The 24949-nt window shown below is 66.9% G+C and carries 19 protein-coding genes; 15 read left to right on the plus strand and 4 right to left on the minus strand.

The annotated features are described in order from the left end of the window. Positions 1-8 precede the first annotated feature (8 nt). Positions 9-665: a YiaD family glycine zipper/OmpA-like lipoprotein gene (locus ACSFA8_RS08050; protein WP_435478962.1), complete on the minus strand. Its 657-nt coding sequence runs from the start codon at positions 663-665 to the stop codon at positions 9-11. Positions 666-791: 126 nt separating this feature from the next. Further along, on the minus strand, positions 792-938 hold the full coding sequence (locus tag ACSFA8_RS08055) for a hypothetical protein (protein ID WP_435478963.1): 147 nt from the start codon (positions 936-938) through the stop codon (positions 792-794). Here ACSFA8_RS08055 and mltA point away from each other — a divergent pair. The 10 genes from mltA to otnI all read left to right on the plus strand — a co-directional run bounded on the left by mltA (position 937) and on the right by otnI (position 13021). Then, a complete protein-coding gene (gene mltA, locus ACSFA8_RS08060; RefSeq protein ID WP_435478964.1) occupies positions 937-2073 on the plus strand; it encodes a murein transglycosylase A in 1137 nt (378 codons plus the stop codon). The two genes, ACSFA8_RS08055 and mltA, sit on opposite strands and share 2 nt — an antisense overlap. Positions 2074-2131: 58 nt before the next feature. Then, a complete protein-coding gene (locus tag ACSFA8_RS08065; protein WP_435478965.1) occupies positions 2132-2506 on the plus strand; it encodes an SMR family transporter in 375 nt (124 codons plus the stop codon). A 56-nt stretch (positions 2507-2562) separates the two neighbouring features. Beyond that, positions 2563-3984 (plus strand): UbiA family prenyltransferase, encoded by a 1422-nt coding sequence (locus ACSFA8_RS08070; protein WP_435478966.1) that lies wholly within the window; start codon positions 2563-2565, stop codon positions 3982-3984. A gap of 6 nt (positions 3985-3990) precedes the next feature. Further along, the gene (locus tag ACSFA8_RS08075) at positions 3991-5250 is read left to right on the plus strand and encodes a hypothetical protein (protein ID WP_435478967.1); all 1260 of its coding nucleotides are present in this window, start codon (positions 3991-3993) and stop codon (positions 5248-5250) included. A 100-nt stretch (positions 5251-5350) separates the two neighbouring features. Then, positions 5351-6808, plus strand: a complete 1458-nt coding sequence (locus ACSFA8_RS08080) for a glycosyltransferase family 87 protein (protein ID WP_435478968.1) — start codon at positions 5351-5353, stop codon at positions 6806-6808. Positions 6809-6907: 99 nt separating this feature from the next. After that, positions 6908-9193 (plus strand): PhoX family protein, encoded by a 2286-nt coding sequence (locus ACSFA8_RS08085; RefSeq protein ID WP_435478969.1) that lies wholly within the window; start codon positions 6908-6910, stop codon positions 9191-9193. A 91-nt stretch (positions 9194-9284) separates the two neighbouring features. Beyond that, positions 9285-10178 carry an L-threonate dehydrogenase gene (ltnD, locus tag ACSFA8_RS08090; RefSeq protein ID WP_435478970.1) on the plus strand — a complete coding sequence of 298 codons (894 nt, stop codon included), beginning with the start codon at positions 9285-9287 and terminating at the stop codon, positions 10176-10178. Between the two features lie 74 nt (positions 10179-10252). Beyond that, a complete protein-coding gene (otnK, locus tag ACSFA8_RS08095) occupies positions 10253-11524 on the plus strand; it encodes a 3-oxo-tetronate kinase (protein WP_435478971.1) in 1272 nt (423 codons plus the stop codon). Then, positions 11521-12210, plus strand: a complete 690-nt coding sequence (locus tag ACSFA8_RS08100; RefSeq protein ID WP_435478972.1) for a class II aldolase/adducin family protein — start codon at positions 11521-11523, stop codon at positions 12208-12210. Before otnK ends, ACSFA8_RS08100 begins: the two co-directional genes overlap by 4 nt. Before the next feature lie 10 nt (positions 12211-12220). Continuing rightward, positions 12221-13021, plus strand: a complete 801-nt coding sequence (gene otnI / locus ACSFA8_RS08105) for a 2-oxo-tetronate isomerase (protein ID WP_435478973.1) — start codon at positions 12221-12223, stop codon at positions 13019-13021. A gap of 12 nt (positions 13022-13033) precedes the next feature. Here the strand turns inward: otnI and ACSFA8_RS08110 are convergent, their stop codons facing one another. Together ACSFA8_RS08110 and ACSFA8_RS08115 are read right to left on the minus strand one after the other, a co-directional pair. After that, entirely contained in the window at positions 13034-14656 is a 1623-nt protein-coding gene (locus ACSFA8_RS08110) for an MFS transporter (protein ID WP_435478974.1), read from the minus strand. A 12-nt stretch (positions 14657-14668) separates the two neighbouring features. Continuing rightward, positions 14669-15151 carry an Lrp/AsnC family transcriptional regulator gene (locus ACSFA8_RS08115; RefSeq protein WP_435478975.1) on the minus strand — a complete coding sequence of 161 codons (483 nt, stop codon included), beginning with the start codon at positions 15149-15151 and terminating at the stop codon, positions 14669-14671. Between the two features lie 174 nt (positions 15152-15325). Between ACSFA8_RS08115 and ACSFA8_RS08120 the strand changes: the two genes are divergently transcribed. The 5 genes from ACSFA8_RS08120 (at position 15326) to ACSFA8_RS08140 (ending at position 24945) form a co-directional block, all read left to right on the plus strand. Next, a complete protein-coding gene (locus ACSFA8_RS08120; RefSeq protein ID WP_435478976.1) occupies positions 15326-18922 on the plus strand; it encodes an indolepyruvate ferredoxin oxidoreductase family protein in 3597 nt (1198 codons plus the stop codon). A gap of 176 nt (positions 18923-19098) precedes the next feature. Then, complete coding sequence (gene yajC, locus ACSFA8_RS08125) at positions 19099-19431, plus strand: preprotein translocase subunit YajC (RefSeq protein ID WP_435478977.1); 333 nt, start codon at positions 19099-19101, stop codon at positions 19429-19431. Positions 19432-19544: 113 nt separating this feature from the next. Next, positions 19545-21434, plus strand: a complete 1890-nt coding sequence (gene secD, locus ACSFA8_RS08130; RefSeq protein WP_435478978.1) for a protein translocase subunit SecD — start codon at positions 19545-19547, stop codon at positions 21432-21434. Between the two features lie 10 nt (positions 21435-21444). Further along, on the plus strand, positions 21445-22398 hold the full coding sequence (gene secF / locus ACSFA8_RS08135) for a protein translocase subunit SecF (RefSeq protein WP_435478979.1): 954 nt from the start codon (positions 21445-21447) through the stop codon (positions 22396-22398). Positions 22399-22509: 111 nt separating this feature from the next. Continuing rightward, entirely contained in the window at positions 22510-24945 is a 2436-nt protein-coding gene (locus ACSFA8_RS08140; protein WP_435478980.1) for a DUF1631 family protein, read from the plus strand. The last annotated feature ends 4 nt before the right edge of the window (positions 24946-24949 follow it).

Raw genomic sequence — 24949 nt, forward strand, 5'->3', positions numbered from 1 at the left:
GCCAACCGTCAGCCTTGCGGCGGACGCTCGCCCACGAAGATCTCGACACGGCGGTTCTGCGCGCGGCCGGCATCGCTGTTGTTGTCGGCAACGGGCTCGCGCGAGCCGCGGCCGTCGATCTGGAAAGCGGTGGAACGCACGCCGCGCGAGATCAGGAAGTCGCGCGTGCTGGCGGCACGTTCGACCGACAGCGGGTTGTTGATCGCATCGGTGCCGGTGCTGTCGGTGTGGCCGATGATCCGCACTTCGGCGTTGCCGTTGTTGCGCAGGCCGGTAGAGAACTGATCGAGCACGGCCGCAAAGTTGGGCTTGATCGCGGCGCGGCCCACGTCGAACGAGGCGTCGCTCGGGATCGCGAGCTTGAGTTCGTTGTTCGCGGTCTGCGACACGGCGATGCCGGTGCCCTGCGTGGCCTGTTCCATCTGGCGCTTCTGCGATTCCATGCGCTGCGACCAGAGGTAGCCGCCGAGTGCGCCGGCGGCGGCACCAACGACCGCACCGGTGCCGATCGCGCCGCGATTGCCGCCGGTGGCGGAGCCGATGGCCGCGCCGGCCAGTGCGCCTGCGCCGGCACCGATGCCGGTGTTGCGCTGTGTGTCGCTGATACCGGCACAGCCGGTCAGCAGCACGGCGAGGGCGCAGGAGGTGAGAACGAATTTTTTCATGGCAGTCCCTTTCGACAATGGTGGCTTGGAGCCCGCGATTATCGGGATGCCAAAGCGCTGTCCGTGCGAACCGGAACCCTTCGCGTCATCGGACGACGCGCTCACGCGGCGATGCCTTACAAGGCGTCAGTCGCGCTCTTTGGGCGGTCCGCTATCGTTGGCGTTATCGCCATAGTCGATCTCGCCGCCCTTGCGGCCAGAGAACATGGTCCACCACACGATCAGCACCAGCACCAATCCCGCACCAAGGGCTTCAAGCAAAATCAGACCCATGAACAAAGGACTCCTGTGGCGAATTGCCGGGCCAGCGATCGTAGTGGCATTGGCGGCAGGCTGCTCCTTCGGGCCGCGCGCACCCATGACGCCCGAGGTGCCGGGGGTCGGCGAACCGCCACCGCTCGGCCCGCTCGCCGGCTCGCTCACGCATCCCAAGAGCCGCTGGGTGCCGGTGGGCTGGTCGGAGCTGCCGGGCTTCGGCGCCGATCCGCTGCACGAAGGCTGGGTGGCGTTGGTGTCGAACTGCGCGCGGCCCAACGCGGCCTTTGCGCCGCTGTGCCAGGACGTGCGCCGCCTCGCCATCGCCGACGGCGAGGCACAGCGCCAATGGATGACCGATCGGCTGCAGCCCTATCGCATCGAATCGCTCGCGGGCCAGAGCGAAGGCCAGCTGACCAGTTACTACGAGCCGGTCTACGACGCCGCGCGCCGGCCGGGTGCGCAGTTCAGCGTGCCGCTGTACCGCGCGCCGGACGGCATCGCGGCGCGCAAGCCCTGGTTCACGCGCCAGCAGATCGAGACCTTGCCCGAAGCCCAGGCCGCGCTGCGCGGCCGCGAGATCGCCTGGCTGGCCGACCCGATCGACGCCATGATGCTGCACATTCAGGGTTCGGGGCGCCTGCGCATCGTCGAGGCCGATGGCGTGCAGCGCACCGTGCGCGTGGCTTTCTCGGCCACCAACGACCAGCCCTACCGCAGCATCCAGCAATGGCTCACCGGGCAGGGGGTGCGTGCCGGCCGCTGGCCCGACGACGTCAAGGACTGGGCCGTGCAGAACCCGCAACGCGTGCCACAACTCTTGTGGAGCAACCCGCGCTATGTGTTCTTCCGCGAAGAACCGCTGAACGAGGTCGATGCCTCGACCGGCCCGCGCGGCGCGCAGGGCGTGCCGCTCACCGCCGGGCGCTCGATCGCGGTCGACCGCGACAGCATCCCGTACGGCACGCCGGTCTGGCTCGCCTCCAGCGGCCCGACCGTACAGCTGCAGAAGCTGGTGGTCGCGCAGGACACCGGCAAGGCCATCACCGGCGCCGTGCGCGCCGACTACTTCGCCGGCACCGGCGACGAGGCCGGCCGGCTCGCAGCGGCCGTGAACCAGCCGCTGCGGCTGTGGGCGCTGTGGCCGAAATGAGCGATCTCATGAACTGCGTGCGGCATGGTGCTTGCGCACCACTTTTGCGGAAGCATCCATGAACCTGAGCACTTTTTCCATCATCTTCGCCGGCGTGTTGCTGAACTCTGCAGCACAGCTGATGTTGAAGGCCGGTGCGAGAGCGCTGGGCGCAGTGTCGATGGGAAGCACGGCGTCACTGGTTCAGGCTGCATGGGGCGCGGCCACCCAGCCTTGGATCGGCGTCGGGCTGGGGTGCTATTTTCTCAGCGCGGCGCTCTGGATCGTGGCGTTGACGAGGGTCGACGTCACCATCGCCTATCCGATGTTGTCGATGGGTTACGTCATCGCTGCATTGCTCGCGTGGCAGCTCTTCGGCGAGTCATTGACCGCCGGCAGGATCATCGGCATTGCCATCATCCTGATCGGGGTCGTGGTGTTAGGCAGAAGTTGAAATTTCATTTTCGCGCGCAGACCGACGCTGCCGAACCATCGGGGAGAAGGTAAGCCATGGCCTCATTGCCTTTGTACGTGGATCTGGATGGCACGCTGATCGCCACGGACCTGCTGCATGAATCGCTGCTGCAACTGGTTCGCACCGAACCCCTGTCGTTGCTGCAATTGCCGGGCTGGCTGTTGCGCGGCAAGGCGGTTCTCAAGCGCGAGGTGGCACGGCGAGTAGAGATCGACGTCACCACCCTGCCGTATCGGCCGCAGGTGATCCAGCACCTGCGCGAGGCGCGCGCTGCCGGGCGGCGGATCGTGCTGGCTACGGCCAGCGACGCCAAGTTCGCCAAGCAGGTGGCGGCGCACCTCGGACTGTTCGACGGGGTGATCGCCTCGGATGGCGCGCGCAACCTCGGCGGCGTGCACAAGCTCGCGGCGATTCAGGCCGACGCGGGCGGCGCAGCCTTCGCTTATGCGGGCGACCGCGCGGCCGACATGCCCGTCTGGCGCGGCTCCGGCGCCGCAGTGGTCGTGAGTCGATCGCGCGGACTCGCGCGGGAGGCGAGCCGGAGCACGCACACCGAGGCGGTGATCGAGCCGGCGGCAGCGCCGTTCGGGCGCTACCTCTATGGCATCCGCCTGCACCAGTGGCTCAAAAACCTGCTGGTCTTTCTGCCCCTGATGCCTCTGCTGCACGATCTCACGGCGGCGATCCTGGTCGACGCCGCCTTGGGCTTCCTGGTTTTCGGCCTGATGGCGTCGGGCATCTACGTCTTCAACGATCTGCTCGATCTGGCATCCGATCGGAGCCATCACCGCAAGTACCGGCGACCGTTCGCTTCCGGCGAGATTCCGATCGGGCAGGGGCTGTTGATCTCGGCATCGCTCGGCATGGCGTCGCTGGTGCTCTCGGTGGCATTGTTGCCGCGGGAATTCGTCGGCGTCCTCCTGCTCTACATGGCACTGACCACCGCCTACTCGGTGTTCCTGAAGCGGCGCGCGGTGGTAGATGTCTTCGCGCTGGCCGGTCTGTACACCATCCGGCTCGCCGCCGGCGCAACGGCGACCGGGTTGGCGCTTTCGTTCTGGATCCTTTCCTTCTCGTTGTTCATCTTCCTGAGCCTGGCCCTCGCCAAGCGTTATGTGGAACTCACCGGCCCGCACAGTACGGTGACGGCCGAGAAGAACGATCGCGGCTACTACATCACCGACGCAACCTTCGTGCTGTGCGCAGGCGTCAGCGCCGGGCAGATGTCGGCGCTGCTGCTTAGCCTCTACATCAACAACCAGGACATCATGTCGCGCTACGCCCACCCGGCCTACCTGTGGATGCTGATCCCGGTGTTCCTGTTCTGGATCATTCGCATCTGGCTCAAGGCGGTGCGCGGCGTGTTGCACGACGATCCGGTGGTGTTCGCCGCGCGCGACTGGGTCAGTCGCGTGGCCGTGTGCATCGGCGCTGCGGCCTTGTGGATCGCGGGCTGAGGCCGGATGAGACGCAGGAGTCTGGCATTCGATGCGCTCATCGCGGGGACGCTGGGCAGTGTGGCACTGTTCGTGCTGCCGGCGCTGTCGGCCCAGCTGCCGGGGGCGCTGTTCACCCCGGAAGGCAACGATGCATGGTTTCAGGGTGACCTTTCGCGGGCACTGTGCAACATGGTGGACGCCAGCAGCAACCACTACCGAACCAAGGTTCATCCGATCGCGTCGATCACGATCCATCCGCTGGTTGCCGGTCTGCGGGCGCTGTGGCCGGGAAGCGATCTCCAGGCCGCCATGCGCGTGGTGTGGGGCGGCGGGATGCTGTGGGTGGCCGGTTTCTACGCGCTGTGCCGACTGCTGGGTTCCGGACGCATCGCGGCTGCCTGCTTTTCGGCACTGGCCATCGGCAGCGCCGGCTTCCAGTTCTGGTTCTCGGTGCCGGAAACCTACGCATTCAGTTCATTGAGCTTGCTGCTGGTGTTGCTGACAGCGGCGCTCGCCGTGCATCGACCTGTGAGCGACCGCCTGCTGACGATCGCCAGCGCGGTGAGCCTGAGCATCACCGTCACCAACTGGATCGCCGGCCTGGCGCTGGCGATCTCGCAGCGACCCTGGCGCCGCGCCGTCCGGATCAGCGCCATCGCCTTTGCGGTGGTGGCCGTCCTGGCGGTGGTGCAGCGCAGCTACTACAGCGTCGCCAAGCTCTTCTTTCTCGGCAGCAGCGAAGAGCTGGGCTATGTGAATCTTGCGCGGGGCGGCTCGCTGTTCGACAAGCTGGCGGCGATCTTCTGGTCACCGCTGAGCGTGCCCGGGGTGTTGACCGAACGCCAGGCCGGACCCGAGCTGAACTTTCTGACGGTGCAATTGAGCACCCCGGCGTCGGGCAGCTGGGCCGGGGCCTTCGCGCTTGGACTGTGGAGCCTGTTGCTGGTGGCAGGTGTCTGGGGTCTGGCATCGGCATCGGCATCGGCATCGCGCTGGCGCGGTTTTGCCACGGTGCTTGGTCTGACTCTCGGCGGCCACGCACTGATGCACCTCTTCTACGGCGATGAGACCTTTCTCTATGCCGCGCACTTCCTGCCGATGCTCCTGGCGCTGGCGGTGTTCGCGCAGCGTTCGCCGCTGGGCCGCCTGGCCCCCGCCCTGGCGCTCGCGGCCGCGGGCTTCGCGGCAGCCAACAACACGGCGGTCTTCACGACGGCGGCCCATCAGCTGGTGCAACGCACCCCCGCGGCGCTTTCGGCTGCGCCTGCGCTTAACGCGTGCTAGCGATGACCTGCCGCTGCAGCGCGTTGCGCAATCGATCGTCCGCACGGGTATTGCACGTGCTCCGACACTCTTTCAATCCGTTCTGTTTTCAGGCTGCCGCATGAAGATGTCAATTCTGGCTGGCCTGATGGCCCTGTCCGTCGTGCTGCTCTGTCTGGTCTGGCGATTTCGGCCTGGCATTCCGGGTTGGCCCCGCTCGTCGGCAACCCCCGATGTCGAGTCGTACTGGCGCACCTGGACGTGCTTCCTGCTGAGCAGCATGGCGGCAAGTTCCGCGCTCATGCTGCTGGTCGATGCGCCTGGCATCGAAAGCGCCCTGGGCTACGCCCGCTGGCTCTTTTCGGCGCACGCGGGCACCGACTCCTGGATGCCGATGCTGCGCGCGTCGGACCACCTGCGGATGCATCCCGACATCCCCGTGTTCCCCGCCGTGTTCTTCGAACAGCATGTGAAGTTCCAGTACCCGCTCACAGCCCTGCTGGTGCTCGACCTCCCGATGGCGCTGTTCCGGGTCGACGGCGCAACCGTCGTGACGGCGCTGCAGATCCTGTCGCGACTCTGCGTTCCGGTGATCGGCGTGGTGTTCTTCAAGCTCTTCATGGGCGCTGCGCAACCGTCGAATCCGGACAGCCGCCTCCCGCTGCAGTCGACTGCGTTCCTCATGGGCCTGTGTTTCGTGAGCGTGGTCTTGTTCTACCCGATCTCGCGCTCCGAGTTTCATGGCCAGATCCAGACCTCGATGACGCTGGCCGCGGCGCTGGCGCTGCTGGCATGGCAGCGCGGCAATCCGAAGCTCGCCGGCGTGCTGATCGCCCTGTGCTGTGTCATCAAGCCGCAGTGGGCCATCGTCATCCTGTGGGCGCTGCTGCGGCGGCAGTGGGCCTTTGCCGTGTCGGCCACACTGACCACCGGCGTGGTCCTCCTGATCGCCATCGCCATGTACGGGCTTGGCAACATGCTTGACTACGTCTCGGTGGTGTCGTTCCTGGGCCGCCACGGCGAGAGCTATTTCATCAACCAGTCCGTCAACGGGCTCATGAACCGCCTGCTCTTCAATGGCGTCAACCTGCAGGGCGCGGGGCTGGTGTGGTCCGGCACGGACTTTCCGCCGTTCCATCCGGTGGTGTACGCGGCGACGCTCGTGTCGTCGATGCTGGTTCTCGGGTTGGCCCTGTTCTGGAACATGGCCAAGCGCCCCGGCACGCTCGATCTGGCACTCATCATGCTGGCACTGACCATCGCTTCGCCGATCGCCTGGGATCACCACTACGGCGTGCTTTTCCCGATTTTTGCGGTGGTGTTCCCGGCGGCACTGCAACGACGGCCGTGGGGTCGGTGGACGCTGCCGTTCCTGTGGGCAACCTTCGTGCTCACGAGCCAGTCGTTCAATGCCGCTACCAACTTGTTGGCCGACACGCGCTTGAATTTCCTGCAGTCCTATCTGTTTTTCGGCGCGTTGATGATGCTGGCGTTGCTGTGCAGGCTGAGTTTGCAGGAGCGCCCGCAGCGCCCGGTGCCGACCCCGGCGACCCGCAACGAGCAACCAGCGCCGCCCTGAGCCCTTCATCGTTCTGACACACCGCTGCCGCGACAGCGTCATCGGCATTGCCTACCGTCGCGGGTTGATTTTCCGTTCACCCCACGAAAGCCATAGAGCATGACCGCGAACACCCGCACTGAAACCGCCCTGATCGATCCGGACGAGGTTGACCACAACCCCACTTCCCATCCCGCCATCAGCGATCTGATTGAGGCGCGCCTGAGCCGGCGTCGCCTGTTCGGTCTGGGCGTCGGCGGCGCCGGCGTTGCCGTCTTGCAGGCCTGCGGCGGCGGTGGCAGCGGCAGCGGCAGCTTCCCGGTGCTGCCTGCCCCTGCGCCAGCTCCGGCACCCGCGCCCGCACCGAGCCCGGCGCCTGCCCCTGCGCCGGTGGCGCCCAAGCTCGGCTTCACGGCTGTGCCGAAGAGCCTGGCCGACGTGGTCAGCGTGCCCGCCGGCTACACCGCCACCGTGATCTACGCGCTGGGCGATCCCCTCGCGTCCGCGACGCCTGCGTATGTGAACGACGGCAGCGACACCGACTTCGACAACCGTGCCGGCGACCACCACGACGGCATGGAGTTCTATGGCCTCAACGCGGCAGGGACGGCGCGCGACGCCAAGGGAACCGACCGGGGCCTGCTCGTGATGAACCACGAGGCGCTGACCGACCAGTTCCTGCACGTCAATGGCACCACCGCGAACCCGCGTCCGGTGGCAGAGGCCGACAAGGAGATCCCGGCGCACGGCGTTTCGGTCGTCGAGATCCGCAAGGGCAGCAACGGCAAGTTCGCGACCGACAAGGCGTCGGGCTTCAATCGCCGCATCACCCCGTTGACGCCTGTCATCCTGTCGGGCGTGGCGCGCGGCAACGCGCTAATGAGGACCAAGTATTCGACCAGCGGCAACGACTGCCGCGGCACCATCAACAACTGCGGCACCGGGTACTCGCCGTGGGGCACCTACCTCACCGGCGAAGAGAACTGGGCCGGCTATTTCACCCGCGCCGCCGGCGACGATGCCGCCCGCGGCGGTGCCGTGGCACGCAGCGTGATCTCGCTCAAGCGCTACGGCCGTGCCGAAGGCGTTGCCAGCCGCCATGGCTGGGAAACCGCCGGGCCGGACGACAAGTACGCACGCTGGAACATCGCGCAGACCGGCGCCTCGCTGGACGGCAGCGACGACTATCGCAACGAGCTCAACACCTTCGGCTACATCGTCGAGATCGACCCCTACGACAAGAACGTCGCGATCCGCAAACGCACCGGCCTTGGTCGCTTCGCGCACGAGAGCGCGAACTTCGGCAAGCTCGTGCCGGGCAAGCCGCTGGCCGTCTACATGGGCGACGACTCGCAGAACGAGTACATGTACAAGTTCGTGTCGACCGCCAATTGGGACGCGGCCGATGCCGCCCCGGCCAACCGCATCACCACCGGCGACAAGTACCTCGACAGCGGCAAGCTCTATGTGGCCAGGTTCGCCGCCGACGGCAGCGGCCAGTGGATCGAGCTCGACATCGGCAACCCCGCGATCGCGGGCTACGCCGGCTACGCGTTCGCCGATCAGGCCGACGTGGTCGTCAACGCCCGCCTGGCCGCAGACGCGGTGGGCGCGACCAAGATGGACCGCCCCGAGTGGTGCGCGGTGCACCCGGTTACCGGCGAGATCTACTACACGCTCACCAACAATGCCAACCGCAAGGTCGAGCCGACCGGCACGCAGTCACAGGTGGATGCGGCCAACCCGCGTTCCTACACCGACGCGCCGAGCGCCCCGACATCGCCGCGCAACGTCAACGGCCACATCGTGCGCATCAAGGAAAGCGGCGACCAGTCGGCCGCCACCGCCTTCACCTGGGACGTGTACCTGTTTGGCGCCCAGGCCGACGCCGACCCGGTCCGGATCAACCTGTCGGGGCTGACCAACGACCAGGATTTCTCCAGCCCTGATGGGCTGTGGTTCAGCCCGACAACCGGCTTCTGCTTCATCCAGACTGACGACGGTGCCTACACCGACGTCAGCAACTGCATGATGGTGGTCGGCATCCCCGGCACCGTGGGCGACGGCACGACGGCGACGCTGAACTACACCAAGGCGGACACCTCCACGTTGACGGTGCAGACGCGTGTCGGCAAGAAGCCGACCGCCGACACGTTGCGGCGCTTCCTCGTCGGCCCGAAGGACTGCGAGATCACAGGCTGCTGCGAAACACCCGACGGAAAGGCAGTGTTCGTGAACATCCAGCATCCCGGCGAGACGATCACCAAGGCCAACGTGACCGACCCGAGCAAGTTCACCAGCCATTGGCCCGGCAATGCCGGCTATGGCCCGGGCGGCGCCACGGCACGGCCGCGCTCGGCGACCATCGTCATCACGAAAAACGACGGCGGCATCGTCGGCACCTGAGCGTCATCGGGTTTCGCGCAAGCGGCGCGCTCCGGGAGGGGCGCGCCGTTTTTTTTCGGCGATCATTCGTGCTGTTCGAGGAGAAACACCAGTGAAGATCGCCACCGGATTGATCGGCCTCGGCGCCATGGGCGGCGGCATGGCGCAGTCGCTGCGCCGTGCCGGCCACGACCTGCATGTTTTCGACGTGCGAGCCGGCGCAGCCGACGCCTTCGTGCGCGAGGGCGGCCACGCCTGCGCCACGCTGGCCGAGCTCGGCGCCCGCTGCGACGTCGTCGTGTCGGTCGTCGTCAACGCGGCGCAAACCGAGAGCGTGCTGTTCGGCACCGACGGGGTGGCCGCGACGATGAAGCCCGGCAGCGTGTTCGTGATGTGTTCCACCGTCGACCCGAACGTGTCGATCGGGTTCGAGGCGCGCCTCGCGGAGAAGGGCATCCTCTACGTCGATGCGCCGATCTCCGGCGGTGCGGCCAAGGCTGCGAGCGGCGAGATGACGATGATGACGGCCGCGCGGCCCGAGGCCTATGCGAAGGCCGACCCGGTGCTCGACGCGATGGCCGCCAAGGTCTACCGGCTCGGCGACAAGGCCGGCGCCGGCAGCAAGGTCAAGGTCATCAACCAGCTGCTGGCCGGCGTGCACATCGCGGCTGCGGCGGAGGCCATGGCGCTGGGTTTGCGCGAAGGCGTCGACCCGGCCGCGCTGTATGAGGTCATCACGCATAGCGCGGGCAACAGCTGGATGTTCGAGAACCGCATGGCGCATGTGCTGGCCGCCGACTACACGCCGTTGTCGGCCGTGGACATCTTCGTGAAGGATCTCGGGCTGGTGCTCGACATGGCGCGCGCCAGCAAGTTTCCGCTGCCGCTCTCGTCCACCGCCCACCAGATGTTCATGCAGGCCTCGACGGCCGGCTTCGCGAAGGAAGACGACAGCGCGGTGATCAAGATCTTTCCGGGCATAGAGCTCCCGAAAGGCAGGCAATGACCGAGCGCCGCGCCGGGCCGCCCCAAGCAAGCGAGAGCCCTCTCGGGGGGCAGCGAGGACACACGGTGCCGAGCGTGGGGGCCCTGTGCATCGGCTGCATCGCAGACGACTTCACCGGCGCGACCGACCTCGCCAACAACCTGGTGCGCGCGGGCATGCGCGTGGTTCAGACCATCGGCGTGCCGGGTGCGCCGCTCGATGCCGATGTGGATGCGGTGGTGGTGGCGCTCAAGTCGCGCACCATCGCGCCGGTCGAAGCCGTCGACCAGTCGCTCGACGCCTGGCGCTGGCTGCTCGCGCAGGGCGTGCAGCAGGTCTACTTCAAGTACTGCTCCACCTTCGACAGCACGCCGCGCGGCAATATCGGCCCGGTCACCGAGGCACTGATGGACGCCATCGGCTGCGACTTCACCATTGCCACGCCGGCCTTCCCCGACAACGGGCGAACGGTGTTCAAGGGCTACCTGTTCGTGGGCGACCTGCTGCTGAGTGAAAGCGGCATGAAAGACCATCCGCTCACGCCGATGACCGACGCGAACCTGGTGCGCGTGCTGCAGGCACAGTGCCGCCGCAAGGTCGGGCTGATCGACCACGGGGCGGTGGCGCGCGGCGCCGATGCGGTGCGCGAGCGCATCGCGCAACTCAAGGCGGAAGGCGTCGGCATCGCGGTGGTCGACGCGGTGTCGAACGACGACCTGTTGCGGCTCGGCCCCGCGCTGGCCGACATGCCGCTGCTCACGGCCGGCTCCGGCGTGGCAATCGCCCTGCCGGCCAACTTCGGGCTGGCGCCGTCGCCGCAAGCGAGCGCGCTGCCGGCTGCCAGCGGTCTGCAGGCCGTCGTGTCGGGCAGTTGCTCGCTGGCCACGAACCAGCAGGTGGCCCACTTCATCGCAGCGGGCCGGCCGACCTTCCCGATCGATCCGCTGCGCCTCGCGGCCGGCGACGATGTGGTGGCCGACGCATTGGCATGGGCCGCGCCACTGCTGGCATCGGGGCCGCTGCTGGTGTACTCCACGGCCGAAGCCGGCGCCGTGAAATCGGTGCAGGGGCAACTCGGCGTCGAAGCGGCGGGCGCCATGGTCGAGCGCTGCGTCGCGGCCATTGCGCGCGGGCTGGTCGAGCAGGGCGTGCGCCAGCTCATCGTGGCCGGTGGCGAAACCTCGGGCGCCTGCGTGCAGGCGCTCGGTATCGCGCAGTTGCAGATCGGGCCGCAGATCGATCCGGGCGTGCCGTGGTGCCACGCCAAGGCCGAAGCCGCCGGCGGCGCCGGCCTGCACATCACGCTCAAGTCGGGCAACTTCGGCACCGAGGACTTCTTCACCAAGGCCTTTACAGTCCTCGAATGACGGAAAGCGAAGCCCGCGAAGAAATCTGCCGCATTGGCGCGAGCCTGTTCGCGCGCGGCTACGTGCACGCCACGGCCGGCAACATCAGCGTGCGGCTGGACGATGGTTTCCTGATCACGCCGACCGATGCCTGCCTGGGGTTGCTGGACCCTGCGCGGCTCGCGCGGCTCGATGCCAACCTGCAGCAGACGGGTGGCGACCGGGCGAGCAAGACGATCGCGCTGCACGCCCGCATCTATGCAGCGGCGACCCGCTTCGATGCGGCCACGCGCTGCGTGATCCATACACATTCCACGCACTGCGTCGCCCTCACGCTGGCGCCGCCGCTGGGCCCGTCGCAGCCGCCCGACCCGCTACCCGAGTTGCTGCCCGCGCTCACGCCGTACTTCGTGATGAAGGTCGGCCATGTGCCGGTGATCGACTACCACCGGCCCGGTGCGCCAGAGGCGGCCGAACAGGTGGCGCAGGCGATCGAGCGCTACGGCGCACAGGGCACGCCGATCCGCGCCGTGATGCTGCAGCGCCTGGGCCCAAACGTGTGGCACGACACGCCGGCCGCCGCAATGGCCACGCTTGAAGAACTGGAAGAAACGGCGAAGCTCTGGCTGCTGGGCAACGCCAAACCAGCGCCGCTGGGCGCCGCCGAGATCGATGAACTGCGCCGCACTTTCGGCGCGCGCTGGTAGGAGTTTTTGAATGCCCCGCTTTGCCGCCAACCTGTCGATGCTCTATCCGGAGTTCGATTTTCTAGACCGCTTCGAAGCTGCCGCCAAAGACGGCTTTCGCGCGGTCGAATACCTGTTTCCGTATGCGTACGCGCCGCAGGAGCTCGCGGCACGCCTGCAAGCCAACGGGCTCCAGCAGGTGCTGTTCAATGGCCCGCCCGGCAACTGGGACGGCGGCGAGCGCGGACTGGCCAGCCTGCCGGGCCGCGAGGCCGAATTTCGCGAAGGCGTTTTGAAGGCGCTCGACTATGCGGCGGCGCTCGATTGCCCGCGCGTGCACGTCATGGCCGGACTGGTGGCCGAGGACACGCTGCGCGAGGACGTGCAGCCGGTCTACGTCGACAACCTGCGCTGGGCCGCCGAGCAGGCTGCCAAGGCGGGGCGCGACCTGCTGATCGAACCGATCAACACACGCGACATTCCACGCTTCTTCCTGAACCGGCAAGACCATGCCCACCAGATCCTCGAAGCGGTCGGCGCGCCCAACCTGAAGGTGCAGATGGATCTGTACCACTGCCAGATCGTCGAGGGCGACGTCGCGATGAAGCTGCGCAAATACCTGCCGACCGGCCGCGTCGGCCATCTGCAGATCGCCGGCGTGCCCGAGCGGCACGAACCCGACATCGGCGAGTTGAACCACGATTACCTGTTCCGGGTGATCGACGAACTCATGGCCGCGGGCCAGTGGGACGGCTGGATCGGCTGCGAGTACCGGCCGTCCCGCGGCGCAGTGCCGCAGGGAACCTCCGACGGGCTCGGCTGGCTGCGCTGAACTGAGCGCCTGCTAGCGCTGTACGACGTAGCGCGTCACCACCGGCGGGTCTTCGCCCAGGTGAAACGCCAGGCGGCGTTCGCGCAGCGCCAGGTCGGCTGCGGTGGCGCGGTTGAAGCGCCGCAGGTGCTCCGTCCACGACGCGTCGATGATCTGCTCCACATAGCGCTCGGGCTGCGTGATGTCGTGCAGCAGCTCCCAGCCGATCGCGCCTTCGCTCAGGCGCGTGCGCCGGGTCTGGTGCATCACGAGATGGAACGAGGCCGCGCGCGCCGGGTCGATCAGGTACTCGACATTGATCACGATGCGCCCGTCGTCAGGCACCTTGTGGGCTGGCGCGGTGCTCCAGCCGGCCTGGGCCGGACTCACGTCGTCGTCGGTGCCGTGATCGAGCACATAGCGCAGCGCCGCCAGCATCAGCAGCGTGCCGCTCACGGCTGCGATGCTGAGGCTCAGTTGCAGCGTGCTCACGGTCGCGACCTGGCCCCAGATCGCAGCACCGACCGCGGTCGCGCCCATGATCGCCATCTGGTACATCGACATGCCGCGCGCACGCACCCAGTCGGGCAGCGCGAGCTGCGCCGACACCGCCAGTGAATTAGCCACCGTGATCCAGGCCGCGCCGCCGAACAGCATGGCCGGCACCGCGACCCAGACGTTGGGCGCGAAGGCCATCACGGCCGTGGCGAGCGACTGCACCATGGTGCCGCGCAGCACCAGTTGGTCGCGTTCGTAGGCCTGGCGCAGCCGCGGCAGAAACAGCACCGCGACGATCGCGCCCGCGCCCATCGCGGCCAGCAGCAGGGTGAAGGTGCCGGCGTCGCCGCCCTGCAGGCCGCGCGCCAGCAAGGGCAGCAGCGCGAGCAGCGCCGTCGAGTGAAAAAAGAAGATCGAGATGCGGGTCAGCACCGCGCGCATGCGCTGCGACTGGCGCACAAACTGCACGCCCACGCGCATCGCGCTGATGAGCTTCTCGCGGCCCAGCGGATTGGGCGTGTGCTCGCGCCGCCAGCGCAGCACGATGAAGCCCGAAGCGACCGACATCACTGCGTTGAGCACGAACACCCACACGGTGCCGGCACTCGCGATCAGCGCGCCGGCCACCAGCGGGCCGATGATGCGCGAGGCGTTCATCGCAATGCCGTTGAGCCCAAGCGCGGCCGGCAGCTGGATGCGCGGCACCAGCTCCGGCACGATGGCCGAGAACACCGGCCAGCGCAGCGCCAGGCCGATGCCGTTGGCGAAGGTGAGCGCCAGCAGCAGCGGCGCACTCATCACGTCGAGCGCCACCGCCGCGCACAGCACGATCGCCACGCCCGCCAGCCAGAACTGCGTGGCGACCAGCCAGCGGCGCCGGTCCAGGATGTCGGCCAGCGCGCCGCTCGGCAGGCCGAGCAGGAACACCGGCAGCGTGGAAGCCGACTGCACCAGTGCGACCCAGATCGGCGTGGTGGTCAGCGTGGTCATCATCCACGCCGCCGCCACGTCGTTCATCCACATGCAGATGTTGGCGATCAGCCAGGTGCTCCACAGCATGCGGAACACCGGCAGCTTGAGCGGCGTGAGCGCCCCTATGCGCGCCGGCTCGGGGCGCAGGGGCGGCAGGGGTGTCTCCTCGGGGGATATCGGTGGCATCAGCCCCGATTGTTACCGCTTCGGGGCCAGATGCCCCAGCGGCAACGCATGGCTGGCCTTGACCTCGCCGAGCGAAAAGCTGGTCTGCAGGTCTTTTACGTTGGGCAGGTTCATCAGGTGCTGGCGCGCGAAGCCAGAGAAGCTGTCCAGATCCTGTGCCACGACCTGGAGCTCGAAAGTGCCGGTGCCGCTGATGTAGTGGCAGGCCACCACCTCGGGCAATTTGCGGATCGCGTCCTCGAGCTTGCGGGTGGCGTCGCCCTGCACGCGCTCCGTGTCGACGCGCACGAAGGCGAGCACGCCCAGGCCGATCTTGTGGCGGTCGATCTCGGCGTGGTAGCCCTTGATGAAGCCGGCCTCTTCCAGCGCGCGCACGCGGCGCCAGCAGGGCGCGGCCGAGAGACCGACGCGCTGCGCAAGCTCGGCGTTGGTGAGGCGGCCATCGGCCTGCAGTTCTTGCAGGATGGCGAGGTCGAACTTATCAAGGCTTTCCATAATTGGCGATTCTAAGAAAGAATCTTTCTAAAACCCTCGTTATCAGGGCAAAGAACGCAAACACCTATCGCGCACCCAGGCATACACTTTGCGAGCATCATGGGCGCCAGCCCTACCCGGGCCAAGACCCTTCAGCCAGGCCCACAAGGCCATGCCAAATTGGAGACAGACACGATGAACGCGCCCCTACCCGAGCACATTCGCAAGGCCCTCGAAACCGTCACGCTCGACGACAAGTATTCGCTGGACTACGGCCGCGCATTCATGAGCGGCGTGCAGGCCCTCGTGAAGCTGCCCATGCTGCAGCGCCTGCGGGATCAGCAGAACGGCAAGAACACGGCCGGCTTCATCAGCGGCTACCGCGGCTCGCCGCTCGGCGGCTACGACCAGGCGCTGTGGAAGGCGAGCAAGTACCTCAAGGCGCAGAACATCGTGTTCCAGCCGGGCGTGAATGAAGAGCTGGCGGCGACCGCGCTCTGGGGCACGCAGCAGCTCGGCTTCTCGCCCGCGGGCACCAACAAGTTCGACGGCGTGTTCGGCATCTGGTACGGCAAGGGCCCGGGCGTGGACCGCTGCTCCGACGTGTTCAAGCACGCCAACATGGCCGGCACCACCGAGTTCGGCGGCGTGATCGCGGTGGCGGGCGACGACCACATCTCCAAGAGCTCGACGGCGGCGCACCAGAGCGACCACATCTTCAAGGCCTGCGGCACGCCGGTGTTCTTTCCGACCAACGTGCAGGAAATCCTTGACCTCGGCATCCACGCCTTCGCGATGAGCCGTTTCTCGGGCATCTGGTCGGGCATGAAGACAATCCAGGAGATCGTCGAATCCAGCGCCACCGCGATGATCGACCCCGAGCGCGTCGAGATCGTCATCCCCACCGATTTCCAGATGCCGCCGGGCGGCCTGCACATCCGCTGGCCCGACCATGCGCTGGAGCAGGAGGCGCGCCTGATGCACTACAAGTGGTATGCCGCGCTGGCCTACATCCGCGCCAACCGGCTCAACCACAACACGATCGAAGGCCCCAACGACCGCTTCGGCATCATGGCCAGCGGCAAGGCCTACAACGACACGCGCCAGGCCCTGATCGATCTGGGCCTGGACGATGTCACCTGCCGCCAGCTGGGCATCCGCCTGCACAAGGTGGCGGTGGTGTGGCCGCTCGAAGCGCAGCTCACGCGCGAGTTCGCGACCGGACTGCAGGAAATCCTGGTGGTCGAAGAGAAGCGGCAGGTCATCGAATACCAGCTCAAGGAAGAGCTCTACAACTGGCGCGCCGACGTGCGCCCCAATGTGCTCGGCAAGTTCAACGAACTCGACGACGGCGATTTCTCGGGCGGCGAATGGTCGATGCCCAACCCCACCGCCAACACGCTGCTGCGCGCCAATGCCGACCTGAGCCCCGCGCTGATCGCCAAGGCGATCGCGCAGCGCCTGAAGAAGCTGGGCATCCTCGGCCAGGCCGGCGCCGACATGCGCGCCCGCGTCGAGGCGCAAATGGCGATCCTCGAAGCGAAAGAGCGCTCGATGAACGTGCTGCAGGCCGGTGGCGTGACCGAAGGCCGCCAGCCCTGGTTCTGCTCGGGCTGCCCGCACAACACCAGCACCGTCGTGCCCGAAGGCTCGCGCGCCATGGGCGGCATCGGCTGCCACTTCATGGCGACCTGGATGGACCGCAGCACCATCGGCTTCACGCAGATGGGCGGCGAGGGCGTGCCGTGGGTGGGCCAGCAGCCCTTCACCACCGACCAGCACATCTTTGCCAACCTGGGCGACGGCACCTACTTCCACAGCGGTCTGCTCGCGATTCGCCAGAGCATCGCGGCCGGCGTCAACATCACCTACAAGATCCTCTACAACGACGCGGTCGCCATGACCGGCGGCCAGCAGGTTGGCGAGCGGCCCGAAGGCCATTCGGTACTGCAGATCGCGGAGAGCCTGCATGCCGAAGGCGCGATGAAGGTCGTCATCGTCACCGACGAGCCCGAGAAGTACGAGGGCGTCCACGTGCCGGGCGACAACGTCAAGATCCGCCATCGCGACGACCTGGACGAGATCCAGCGCGAGTTCCGCAAGATTTCCGGCACCACGGCCATCATCTACGACCAGACCTGCGCCACCGAAAAGCGGCGCCGCCGCAAGCGCGGCACCGCGGTCGACCCGGCCGTGCGCGTCGTCATCAACGAGCTGGTGTGCGAAGGCTGCGGCGACTGCAGCGTGCAGAGCAATTGCCTCAGCGTGGAGCCGCTCGAAACCGAGTTCGGCCGCAAGCGCACCATCAACCAGAGCACCTGCAACAAGGACATGAGCTGCCTCAAGGGCTTCTGCCCGAGCTTCGTGACCGTCGAAGGGGGCGCGCTCAAGAAGAAGTCGAAGAACAAGGCCAACTCGCCGTTCGAAATGGGCGCGATGCCCGAGCCGGCGGTGCCGACCCTGGCACGCGACCAGGTCTGGGGCATCGTGGTTGCCGGCGTCGGCGGCACGGGCGTCATCACCATCGGGCAGCTGCTCGGCATGGCGGCGCACATCGAGGGCAAGGGCATCGTCACGCAGGATGCGGCCGGCCTCGCGCAAAAGGGCGGCGCCACCTGGAGCCATGCGCTGATCGGCGAATCGCAGGACGCGATCCGCACCACGCGCGTCGGCACCGCGGCGGCCGACCTGATTCTGGCGGCCGATCCGCTGGTGGCGGTCAACGCCGAGACGCTGGCGCGCATGCGCGAAGGGCGCACGCACGTGGCGCTCAACACGCACAGCACGCCCACGGCCGCCTTCGTGCGCAATGCCAACTGGCAGAACCCGCAGGACGACTGCGCCAACGAAATCGCGCGTGCGGTCGGCATCGACGGCGTGGGCAGCTTCGACGCCGATGCCGCCGCCGTGGCGCTGATGGGTGACAGCCTCTATGCCAACCCGATGTTGCTGGGTTTTGCCTGGCAAAAGGGCTGGGTGCCGCTGGAATACGCGTCGCTGATGCGCGCCATCGATCTCAACAACGTCGCGATCGAGAACAACAAGACCGCCTTCGAATGGGGCCGCCGCGCCGCGCACGACCTGGCATCGGTGCAAAAGCTGGTGTCGCCGGGTCAGGTGATCGAGTTCAAGAAGCGCGACACAGTCGACAGCCTGGTCAAGCGCCGCGTCGAGTTCCTCACCGGCTATCAGAATGCGGCCTACGCCGAGCAATACCGTGCCTTTGTCGGCAAGGTGCAGCAGGCCGAAAGCACCGCCACCGGCAAGACCAGCCTGACCGAGGCCACGGCGCGCTACCTGTTCAAGCTGATGGCGTACAAGGACGAGTACGAGGTCGCGCGGCTGCACACCGACACGGCCTTCCTCGACCGCGTCAACGGCATGTTCGAGGGCGACTTCAAGCTCAACTACCACCTCGCCCCGCCGATCATCGCGAAGAAGAACGCCAAGGGCGAACTGCAGAAGCGCAAATTTGGCCCGGCGATGCTGACCGCCTTCCGCCTCCTCGCCAGGCTCAAGGGCCTGCGCGGCACGGCGCTCGACATCTTCGGCCGCACCGAAGAGCGCCAAGCCGAGCGCGCCCTGATTGGCGAGTACCGCGCCGGCATCGAGGAAGTGCTGGCCGGGTTGAACGCGGCCAACCACGAGACGGCGCTGGCCATCGCCAGCCTGCCTGAGCAGATCCGCGGCTATGGCCATGTGAAGGAGCGCAACCTCGTCGCCGCGCGCATCCGCCGGGCGGAGTTGCTGGCGAAATGGCGCAATCCGCAGGCCGGGCGGGTGGCGGCCTGACCGCGCGCTGAAAGCCCCATCCACGGCGCCGGATTAGCGCGAACCGCCGCCCGACCCCGCCGAATACAATGCTGGGTGCTGCGCGCGGGCCTGCCCCGCGCCGCGGGGCCGCATGCTGCGGCCGCGGAACTGCGGGCCGGGCCCGCGTTCCTACCTTCCCCCTGCTGGAGACTCTCTTGTTCATTTCCTCTGCTTTTGCCCAGGCTGCCGCCCCCGCTGCCGGTGGTGGCGACATGTTGTCCTCGCTCAGCAGCATGCTGCCGCTGGTGCTGATGTTCGTGGTGCTCTATTTCGTGATGATCCGCCCGCAAATGAAGCGCCAGAAAGAAGCGCGCGCCATGATCGAAGCGCTGGCCAAGGGCGACGAAGTCGCCACGGCCGGCGGCGTTCTTGGCAAGATCACCTCGATCGGCGACCAGTACCTCGGTCTCGAGATCGCCAACGGCGTCGAGGTCCGGATCCAGCGCAGCGCGGTGGTTCAGGTGCTGCCCAAGGGCGCAATCAAATAATGCTCGCCCCCAGGCTGCGCGCACTTCGTGTCGCTTCGCCAACCCCCTGCCGGGGGCAACACCAGCGGCCCGGCAGAGCCGGTTCCGCGGTGTTTCACCAATAGGTTGAATTGATGAACCGCTATCCGGTCTGGAAATACACGGTCATCGTGATCGTGCTTCTTTTGGGGCTCGTCTACGCCCTGCCCAACTTCTTCGGCGAGGCGCCTGCGGTGCAGGTGTCGGCCGCCAAGTCCACCGTCAAGGTCGATGCCGCCACGCTGGCGCGCATCGAAGAGACGCTCAAGACGGCCGGCCTCACGCCTGGCAAGATTGCGCTCGAAGGCACGTCGGTGCGGGCCAGCTTCGGCAGCACCGACGAACAGCTCAAGGCGCAGGACGCGCTGCAGCGCGCGTTAGCGCCCAGCAGCGACGATCCTTCCTACGTCGTCACGCCGGGGTCGGTGTCACGCTCGCCGGGTTGGCTCACGGCGCTCCATGCCTACCCGATGTACCTCGGCCTGGATCTGCGCGGCGGGGTCGACTTCCTGCTGCAGGTCGACATGAAGGGCGTGCTCGACAAGAAGGCCGAGTCCTTCGCCGGCGACATCCGCACCGCCCTGCGCGACAAGAGCGTCCGCGGTACGGCCGTCACCCGCAACGGGCAGACCGTCGAAGTGCGGATGCGCGATGCGGCCAGCCTCGAGACCACCAAACAGCTGATCCAGGATCAGTTTGCCGACCTGAGTACGGTCGACAGCCAGGAAGGCAGCGACTGGAAGATCGTCGGCTCGATCAAGCCCGAGGCGGCACGCCGCCTGCAGGACGCGGCGCTCAAGCAGAACATCACCACCCTGCACAACCGGATCAACGAACTCGGCGTGGCCGAGCCCGTGATCCAGCAGCAGGGCATCGACCGCATCGTGGTGCAGCTGGCCGGCGTGCAGGACCCGGCCCGTGCCGAGGCCATCCTGGGCCGCACCGCCACGCTCGAAATGCGCATGGTCGACGAGAGTGCCGAAGGCCGCGCGGCCGAAACCGGCAGTGGGCCGGTGCCGTTCGGCTCCGAGAAGTTTCTCGATCGCACCGGCCGGCCGGTGATCGTCAAGAAGCAGGTGCTCGTGACCGGCGAGAACCTCACCGACGCGCAACCCGGCTTCGACTCGCAGAACAACCAGCCCAAGGTCGACCTGACGATGGACGCCAAGGGCGGCCGCATCATGCGCGACGTGAGCCGCGAGAACTTCAAGAAGCGCATGGCCATGCTGATCTTCGAGAAGGGCAAGGGCGAAGTGCTCACCGCCCCGTCGATCAATGGCGAACTCGGCAACCGCTTCCAGATTTCCGGCTCGATGAGCGTGGTGGAAGCCAACGATCTGGCGCTGCTGCTGCGGGCCGGCTCGCTGGCCGCGCCGATGGAGATCATCCAGAAGCGCACGATCGGCCCGAGCCTGGGCGCCGACAACATCAAGAAGGGTTTCGAGAGCGTGATGTACGGCTTTGCCGCCATCATGGTCTTCATGTGCATCTACTACGCGCTGTTCGGCATGTTCTCGTCGATCGCGCTGGCGGTGAACCTGCTGCTGCTGGTGGCGATCCTGTCGATCCTGCAGGCCACGCTCACCCTGCCCGGCATCGCGGCCATGGCGCTGGCCATCGGCGTGGCGATCGACTCCAACGTGCTGATCAACGAGCGCGTGCGCGAGGAGCTGCGCAACGGCGCCTCGCCGCAGGCCGCGATCCACGCCGGCTACGACCGCGCCTGGGGCACCATCCTCGACTCGAACGTGACCACGCTGATCGCCGGCATAGCGCTGCTGGCCTTCGGCTCGGGCCCGGTGCGCGGCTTCGCGGTGGTGCACTGCATCGGCATCGTCACCTCGATGTTCTCGGCGGTGTTTTTCTCGCGCGGCCTGGTGAACCTCTGGTACGGCCGCAAGAAGAAACTCAAGACGCTGTCGATCGGCACGGTCTGGAAGCCCAAGACCGACACTGATTCCACGGCCGTGGCCGAAGCAAAGTAAGAGGCACGCCATGGAATTCTTCAGAATCCACAAGACCATTCCGTTCATGCGCTATGCGCTGGTGCTGAACATCATTTCGTTCGCCACCTTCGCGCTCGCCGTGTTCTTCCTGCTGCACCGCGGCCTGCACCTTTCGGTGGAGTTCACGGGCGGCACCGTGATGGACGTGGCCTACCAGCAGTCGGCCGATGTGGGCAAGGTGCGCGAGATCGTCAGCAAGCTCGGCTATCCCGACGTGCAGGTGCAGGGCTTCGGCTCGACACGCGACGTGCAGATCCGCCTGCCGGTGCAGAAGGGCATGAGCGCGTCCCAGCAGAGCACGCAGGTGATGGACGCGCTGAAGGCGGCCGACCCTGGCGTGGAACTGCGCGCCAACGAGTTCGTCGGCCCGCAGGTCGGCGACGAACTCACGACCAACGGGCTCAAGGCGCTCGCGATGGTGGTGGTCGGCATCATGATTTACCTGGCCATCCGCTTCGAATGGAAGTTCGCCGTCGCGACCGTGCTGGCCAACCTGCACGACGTGGTGATCATCCTGGGCTTTTTCGCCTTCTTCCAGTGGGAGTTCTCGCTGGCCGTGCTGGCGGCGGTGCTGGCGGTGCTGGGCTATTCGGTCAACGAATCGGTGGTGATCTTCGACCGGGTGCGCGAGAACTTTCGGCGCTACCGCAAGATGACCACGGTCGAGATCATCGACAACGCGATCACCTCCACCATCAGCCGAACCATCATCACCCACGGTTCCACCCAGCTGGTGGTGTTGTCGATGTTCTTCTTCGGCGGCCCGACGCTGCATTACTTCGCGCTGGCGCTGACCATCGGCATCCTGTTCGGCATCTACTCGTCGGCCTTCGTTGCGGCGGCGATCGCGATGTGGCTCGGCGTCAAGCGTGAAGACCTGGTCAAGGGCCCAATCAAGCGCGATGGCGACCCCGAAGATCCGAATTCGGGCGCCGTGGTGTGAGCCGGGTGGCCGAATTTCGGGCAGCCGAGCATGCGGCGGGCCTTGTGCCAAATGCCTTCCCGATGCAAGCTCGGCGCCTACCCCCGATTTTTTGAGCTGTCCTGAACCTTCATGAGCACCGTGAGGCCTCCCGCCACCTCCCTGCAACTTGCCCGAGAGACGCGTGAGCGCTTTGTGGCTGCGACCGGCGGGGTGATCGCGCCCGCCGCACTTGCGATCCGCGACCGGCTGACGTCGCTGTCGCAACAGGTCACCAATGCGCGGGAAATGCAGGAACACCGCGACGATTTCATGGCGTTCCAGACCAAGGCGTCGAGCTGGGTGTCCCTGACGCAGGAGGGCTGGCGCAAGGCGCTGGCCCAGGCCGCCACCGGCAGCGGGTCGCTCAATTCGTTGTCACGGCTCGAACTGATCGGTGACGAGGTGGTGGAAAACAACATTTTGTCGTCGCGGCTCGCGCTGGTGATCCAGGACAAGGCCAGCTTCGAGCTCAACGACCTGCGGCTGCGCATCCAGTCTCTCGAAGGCACCAGCGAACTCGATGCCAAGGACGTGCTGCGCCCGGAGGCCCTGGCCAAGATGCTGGTGGAGCAATGGCTGGCCGCCGGGCTGTCGCGCCAACTCTGGACCAAGGTGCAGGATGTCGTGCACCAGCGGCTGCTCGAGGTGGTGGTCTCGGCGTACAAGGAGGCCAACGCCTTCCTGATCAGCAAGGGCGTGATGCCCGAAATCGACCTGAAGAGCTTCGTCAAGCGCACAGGCGGGGTGACCAACACGGGCCCCGGCGCGATTGGCAGCAGTTTTGTGAGCAGTGGCGTGCCTCCCACCACCCCTGGTGGCATGTCGGCGAGCCAACGCTTCGCCGGGCAGCAGTTCGGCTTCGGCGCGCCGCCGGGCAGCTTTGCGCCTGCCGCCATCGGTGTCACATCGGGCCAGGTGGTGGGCGCCGGCCACGGCGCGGGTGGTGCCGACGGCCCGACCGGCGGCTCACCGTTGCTGATGGCACGCCACCGTGCGCAGGGCGTGCTGCTCAATCTCAAGCGCTTTGTCACCGCACGCATCGGCGGCGATTTCACGACACGCGGCGGGATGCAAAGCGGCGGCGTGGCCGGCGCGGGCATGGGTGGTGGCGGCATGGCGGGCGGCGGCGCGGGGGGGGCGGTATTCGCTGCAGCCATTGCCGATGCCGAGGCGGCCTACCAGATCGCTGCCTCGCAGTACGTGCTCGGCGACGAGGCTACGGCGGTGCAGCAAACCGCGCTCGATATCCGCCGACGCACCGCCGAACTCAAGAAAAAGGCACCGACCACGGCCGACAAGGCCACGGTCGAGATCGTGGCCCTGATGTTCCAGGCGATCCTGGCCGAAGAACGCATTCCGTTTTCGGCGCGCGTCTGGTTCGCCCGCCTGCAGATGCCGGTGCTGCGGGTGGCCATTGCCGAGCCCGAGTTCTTCGGCACGCTGCAGCACCCTGCGCGCATGCTGATCGACCGCATGGGCTCCTGCGTGATGGGTTTCGACGCCGCCGCCATCTCGGGCAGCGCCCTGGAGGGCGAGATCCGCCGCGTGGTGCAGGTCATCGAGCAATACCCCGAGACCGGCCAGCGCGTGTTCAAGCTGGTGTTCGACGAATTCGTCGCCTTCCTCAACAAGTACCTGACGCAGAGCGATGCCACCCAGCGCCTGATGAGCGTGGCACAGCAGGTCGAGCAGAAGGAAACGATGGCGATCCAGTACACCATCGAGTTGCGCAAGATGCTCAACGACATGCCGGTGCGCGAGGAAATCCGCGAGTTCCTGTTCAAGGTCTGGGCCGAGGTGCTGGCCATCGCCGCGCTGCGTTATGGCGGCCAGGACGAACAGACGGTCACGCTCAAGCGCGCCGCCTCCGAGCTGGTGTGGGCCGCGAGCGCCAAGCCCAACCGCAACGACCGCACCCGGGTGATCCAGGATTTGCCCAAGCTGCTGCAGCGCCTTCGCGCCGGCATGACCCTGCTAGGCATCGTCGGCGACCCGCAGGAAGCGCACATCAAGACCATCGGCGCCACGCTGTCGGACGCGTTCATGTCGAAGACCGAGGCCATTCCGCAGGCCCAGATCGAAGCCATGGCCCAGCGCCTGAGCAATCTGGAGGATTTCGTGACCGATGAAGGCGGCGAGTCCTCGGGCGAATTGCCGATGGACGAGGCCAGCATCGAACTGCTGCTGGGCGTCGACGCGGCATCGATCGAGGTGATTCCAAACGCCGGCAGCAAGGTCAGCGAAGACATGCTGGCCTGGGCGCACGAACTGCAGGTCGGCACCTGGTTCATGCTGGACCACAACGGCCAGGTCAACCAGGTGCAGTTCGTCTGGCGGAGCGACCGGAAACAGTTGCATCTGTTTGCTTCGACCCATGGCCGCAGCTTCCTGATTCAGGCCGGGCGGCTGGCCTCCTACCTGCAGGCCGGTCTGCTGGTGCCCGCCGAAGAGGAAACCCTCACCGTGCGCGCCACGCGCGAGGCGCTGGCCAAGCTGGACGCCAACCCCGAGCGGTTGCTGAACTAGGGCT

The sequence above is a fragment of the Variovorax nitratireducens genome, assembly GCF_051216545.1.
Classification (GTDB): Bacteria; Pseudomonadota; Gammaproteobacteria; order Burkholderiales; family Burkholderiaceae_C; genus Variovorax.

What these genes read in the sequence shown, in the direction of transcription:
- ACSFA8_RS08050 (WP_435478962.1), bottom strand. Translation starts at nt 665, where the DNA reads ATGAAAAAATTCGTTCTCACCTCCTGCGCCCTCGCCGTGCTGCTGACC.
- mltA (WP_435478964.1), top strand. Translation starts at nt 937, where the DNA reads ATGAACAAAGGACTCCTGTGGCGAATTGCCGGGCCAGCGATCGTAGTG.
- ACSFA8_RS08055 (WP_435478963.1), bottom strand. Translation starts at nt 938, where the DNA reads ATGGGTCTGATTTTGCTTGAAGCCCTTGGTGCGGGATTGGTGCTGGTG.
- ACSFA8_RS08065 (WP_435478965.1), top strand. Translation starts at nt 2,132, where the DNA reads ATGAACCTGAGCACTTTTTCCATCATCTTCGCCGGCGTGTTGCTGAAC.
- ACSFA8_RS08070 (WP_435478966.1), top strand. Translation starts at nt 2,563, where the DNA reads ATGGCCTCATTGCCTTTGTACGTGGATCTGGATGGCACGCTGATCGCC.
- ACSFA8_RS08075 (WP_435478967.1), top strand. Translation starts at nt 3,991, where the DNA reads ATGAGACGCAGGAGTCTGGCATTCGATGCGCTCATCGCGGGGACGCTG.
- ACSFA8_RS08080 (WP_435478968.1), top strand. Translation starts at nt 5,351, where the DNA reads ATGAAGATGTCAATTCTGGCTGGCCTGATGGCCCTGTCCGTCGTGCTG.
- ACSFA8_RS08085 (WP_435478969.1), top strand. Translation starts at nt 6,908, where the DNA reads ATGACCGCGAACACCCGCACTGAAACCGCCCTGATCGATCCGGACGAG.
- ACSFA8_RS08100 (WP_435478972.1), top strand. Translation starts at nt 11,521, where the DNA reads ATGACGGAAAGCGAAGCCCGCGAAGAAATCTGCCGCATTGGCGCGAGC.
- otnI (WP_435478973.1), top strand. Translation starts at nt 12,221, where the DNA reads ATGCCCCGCTTTGCCGCCAACCTGTCGATGCTCTATCCGGAGTTCGAT.
- ACSFA8_RS08110 (WP_435478974.1), bottom strand. Translation starts at nt 14,656, where the DNA reads ATGCCACCGATATCCCCCGAGGAGACACCCCTGCCGCCCCTGCGCCCC.
- ACSFA8_RS08115 (WP_435478975.1), bottom strand. Translation starts at nt 15,151, where the DNA reads ATGGAAAGCCTTGATAAGTTCGACCTCGCCATCCTGCAAGAACTGCAG.
- ACSFA8_RS08120 (WP_435478976.1), top strand. Translation starts at nt 15,326, where the DNA reads ATGAACGCGCCCCTACCCGAGCACATTCGCAAGGCCCTCGAAACCGTC.
- secD (WP_435478978.1), top strand. Translation starts at nt 19,545, where the DNA reads ATGAACCGCTATCCGGTCTGGAAATACACGGTCATCGTGATCGTGCTT.
- secF (WP_435478979.1), top strand. Translation starts at nt 21,445, where the DNA reads ATGGAATTCTTCAGAATCCACAAGACCATTCCGTTCATGCGCTATGCG.
- ACSFA8_RS08140 (WP_435478980.1), top strand. Translation starts at nt 22,510, where the DNA reads ATGAGCACCGTGAGGCCTCCCGCCACCTCCCTGCAACTTGCCCGAGAG.